5 protein-coding genes are annotated in these 3,464 nt (G+C 53.5%); all 5 read right to left on the bottom strand.

The window, feature by feature from the left end; all coding sequences use genetic code 11:
- Nucleotides 1-767 (bottom strand): hypothetical protein (locus AC221Y_RS22100; RefSeq protein ID WP_486708458.1); only part of this gene is annotated, 767 nt, incomplete at its 3' end.
- A gap of 145 nt (nucleotides 768-912) precedes the next feature.
- Nucleotides 913-1,314 carry a nuclear transport factor 2 family protein gene (locus tag AC221Y_RS22095; RefSeq protein WP_486708457.1) on the bottom strand — a complete coding sequence of 134 codons (402 nt, stop codon included), beginning with the start codon at nucleotides 1,312-1,314 and terminating at the stop codon, nucleotides 913-915.
- A gap of 305 nt (nucleotides 1,315-1,619) precedes the next feature.
- Nucleotides 1,620-2,000 (bottom strand): hypothetical protein, encoded by a 381-nt coding sequence (locus AC221Y_RS22090; protein ID WP_486708456.1) that lies wholly within the window; start codon nucleotides 1,998-2,000, stop codon nucleotides 1,620-1,622.
- Between the two features lie 250 nt (nucleotides 2,001-2,250).
- Nucleotides 2,251-2,622: a YybH family protein gene (locus AC221Y_RS22085; protein ID WP_486708455.1), complete on the bottom strand. Its 372-nt coding sequence runs from the start codon at nucleotides 2,620-2,622 to the stop codon at nucleotides 2,251-2,253.
- A 313-nt stretch (nucleotides 2,623-2,935) separates the two neighbouring features.
- Nucleotides 2,936-3,172, bottom strand: coding sequence for a hypothetical protein (locus AC221Y_RS22080; protein WP_486708454.1), 237 nt, complete (start codon nucleotides 3,170-3,172; stop codon nucleotides 2,936-2,938).
- Nucleotides 3,173-3,464 lie beyond the last annotated feature (292 nt).

Raw genomic sequence — 3,464 nt, 5'->3', positions numbered from 1 at the left:
GTCTCGCGGCACTTTGGGGTCATTTCGATCGGCTCGCCGGGTTCGGCTGCAACGAATGTTTCGAACCCGGGCGTTCGACTCGCAACCCGGAAAACCTCGTCAGCGTGCTGAAGGAACTTACGGCCAATATCCGGATCAATTTCGTGGCCAAGCTTTGCCTCGATGACTTCCTTGGCACGCACACTATTTTCGAGACGCCTGACCAATTCTGCCATTTCGGTAATTCGGACCAGTCGCGAGAGATAGGGAACGTCTGCTCCGCCTATGGGGAGAACTTTCCCGTCCCAACGGGCATAGTAGTAGGGGATGCTTTCCAACACCGCTTTCGACACAGGCAACCTTTTCGCCAAGAGATATGATTGGCGGCAGTGTGCGGCCGTGAAATCCGGCGCGGCATCCGGCAATATATCGCATATGTAGTTGAAAGCCGCGTCACGTTCATCTTCTGGCGCCTCGAGGGCAATGAAGTGTTCCAGGTGCTTCTTAAGGTCCTCGCGGTCGGCCCAATCGCCCAGCATCGTCGCGACTGCAAATCCTTGATCGTCACCAAATGAAAGCATTCCGGTTTCGTGGCTGGTGATCGTGCAACCAATGAAACGGACTAGAGCTAGATAATAGGCGTCTTTCTGAGTTGTTAGATCGTCTCCAATTCTTCTGGAGAACTCTGCCGCTACAATCGCTGCTGACAAGCCCGAACCTTGCGGCCTACCTGTCGCGGCGTCGGCTGTCAGCGCCAGGACACCCAGACCTTCCGAAATTCTCGCCATTCCATCCCCTAGTGATTGCAAGCCAGTTGGAGAAATAGATCAGGTTTGGGACTTCCAAACAAGCCAAGCATCTGACTTGGATGTCCGCTATACGGACAAATCTGCCTCGCAAATTCTCGTCAATCACGCTGCTTTTCGTAAAAGATCACACGCCTTCGACCTGTCTTGCGTAGTCATCTGCGTCGAACCATCCTCGGGAGGCCTTGACCTTCAAGTCGTCGCTGATGTCCCATTCCTCCCATCCCCTTATCTTGAGTGGATTTCCGGTCTTTGCGTCGTGGCCGGTAAATGTCCAAACATAGATCACATGAGGTCCTGCGCACCTGACTTCGTCACACACCAGCGAGAGGTCAGGGACGTCTGCGTAGAAGCCAGACGCCATGTCAGCGACGCGTGAGCGTCCTGTCCACGGTTCTTCCCGATTTATGATGATTTCGCCATCCTCTGCATAAAACGATGCCACGGCTTCCGCTGATTTGGAGTTCCATGCTTCTGTGTACTCCCTTGCCATCTTTGTCACGGCTTTGGTCGAGACTGTCATAGGCATTCCCTTTCTTGATCTGGCGCCTCTGAAGTCTCGGCTAAATCAGTCCTTCTGTCCAGTTCGGTGGCACAAAGTTGTTGATAGTCTAGAATTGGATGTCCGCTTTGGGCTCAAAGCCGACGTTCGTCTATTATCCACCATCTAGCTCCCCCGCCGAAAATCGTGCTCCGTTTTCTCGCGTGTTCTTAAGTCATTTTTGGATTTCAGGAGGGCAATCCCCATGCGGAAATACACACTGGTCGACAAGGCTCAAGCCGTCCAAGGGCTCCAAACGAACATCTGAAAAAAGCTCGGAAAATTTGTATTGATTAGTTTCGAAGACTGCCAGCGAAACGATTTCCTTGCCCATTGATCAATACGATCTTGCCATTATTGACAACGTAATAGTCGAATCGAGGGCTCGGGTAATCTATGCAGCGAAAGCCGTTGTCATAGAAACGATAACTCGGCGCGCGCCATGAGTTGTTTCCGCTCGTATACAGATAGCTTCCGTCAGCGTTGTATTGTTCTGTTCCATCACTGAACACCAGCCTCTTCCCCTTTAGGGTCTTCTGCAGCCAGTTCGCGTTTACGCGTTGGTCTCCTTCAACAGTAGGAAATCTGGAAACATCGGGTGTACTTGACGGGCAGTCTGCCAGCGCGGCGCTACTGGTTCCCAACAAGGCAAAAATCAAAAAAATCAATCTCATTTGTTTTCTCTCGGTACAATAATTTAGATTTGGGGAAATTGCTCTTCTATGGGTTCTCAGGAAATGTCAGTGGCAAGGTAAAGTCAACAATTCGGCAAAATAATCATCGCGGCGACGGGCAAGAATCCATACTTATTGGAAATTTCCTCCTGAAGCGCACTGGAGGGCATCTTCTCACGCAGTTGCTTAGATTGTGCCGCGCACTTGAGGCGGACCGGAGATGTTTTGTAAGCCCTTTATGAGGCGGATGTTACGGGGCGGATGGTGTGCCCTCGTTCAAACTGCACATCCGGATAAGCCAAGTTCCGTCGGGTTGCCGCTCCAAAATGTTTAAGGAAGTTCCTTCGCCTGCAGCATCACCCTCGCTGAACGTGCCTAGGCACCAAGCCAAGTCGTCGGAGCCACCGAATTCGATCATCTCCATCATTTTATTTTCGCCGCCTTCGAGAGTCCACTCAGCATGGAGGGCTTCAATCTCCTTTTGCCCACGTGCAGCAGGGCCAAATGGTGAAACCAGCACTGCGTTGGCTGCAAAGAGGTCGGCACAGGCACGAGCATCCCTTCTTCGATACGCATTTACATAGGCGTCCCACACAGCCTGCAGCTCATTTCGCAACGCCATCGTTGTCCTCACTGGCAAAGAATGAATTTGATTAGGCGGCCTACCGTTTGGCCTGTCAAGAACAAGAGCCCAACAATCTGGTCCCCTTTTGGCTCAGAGCCGACCTTGAGTGAGGTTGGAGCCAACGTCTGCCATGTGGGCAAAGCGGACTTTGGTGCTAGTTGTTGTTACTGGTGCTTGCCGCCCGCATTCTACTTCCGACCATCTGCAGTGGAAGTATGGCGGGAGGCATCAAAGGCCTTTCCGGGAATGGTTCGCCTTCTTCTGACACCTCCCGCACGACGGGTACCGACAGATAGTCGCCTTCCAGCAATCAGATGTTGAGCAGTGCTTTTGCCTCGGCAAGCGCGTCAACCGAAGCCTGATGGTTGCCCGCCTCGTGCTCCGCCGCACCGGTGGCGCGAAGCTCTTTGACTCGAGCCATGTCCTGATCACTTATGGCTGCAGTTTCGAGCGCAGCGTCGATGGCGGCCATATCTGCCGGGCACTGGAATGCCAGAGCCGACCCGGCAAGTAGTGTGAAAAAGGCGGTCGTGATCAATGTCTTCATATCATCTATCCTTCCTGAAGGCGCCAATAGGCGCATGCTGCCAACATACCACTCGCACTGGATGGCGGAGATCAAATTCATGTGCGCGAAGTCGTGGGGTGACTGCGGCGGTCGTGTCGGTCAGAAGACTGGACGTACGCGCCCAACTTCGCGCTTCCCTTCGCCGTTGCGACAGGCCATACCCGCGGCATGCACCACGACCTCGCCCATTTTGAAAAGATCGCTCGCGACACCGTTGCCTCCCTGCCGGAGGCTTTCCGCCCCGCAGCAGAGGCCGTCCTTCTGCGCATCG

The organism is Boseongicola sp., from assembly GCF_057460485.1.
This window is presented reverse-complemented; position numbering and strand designations above follow the sequence as displayed.

What these genes read in the sequence shown, in the direction of transcription:
- AC221Y_RS22090 (WP_486708456.1), bottom strand. Translation starts at nt 2,000, where the DNA reads ATGAGATTGATTTTTTTGATTTTTGCCTTGTTGGGAACCAGTAGCGCC.
- AC221Y_RS22085 (WP_486708455.1), bottom strand. Translation starts at nt 2,622, where the DNA reads ATGGCGTTGCGAAATGAGCTGCAGGCTGTGTGGGACGCCTATGTAAAT.
- AC221Y_RS22080 (WP_486708454.1), bottom strand. Translation starts at nt 3,172, where the DNA reads ATGAAGACATTGATCACGACCGCCTTTTTCACACTACTTGCCGGGTCG.
- AC221Y_RS22095 (WP_486708457.1), bottom strand. Translation starts at nt 1,314, where the DNA reads ATGCCTATGACAGTCTCGACCAAAGCCGTGACAAAGATGGCAAGGGAG.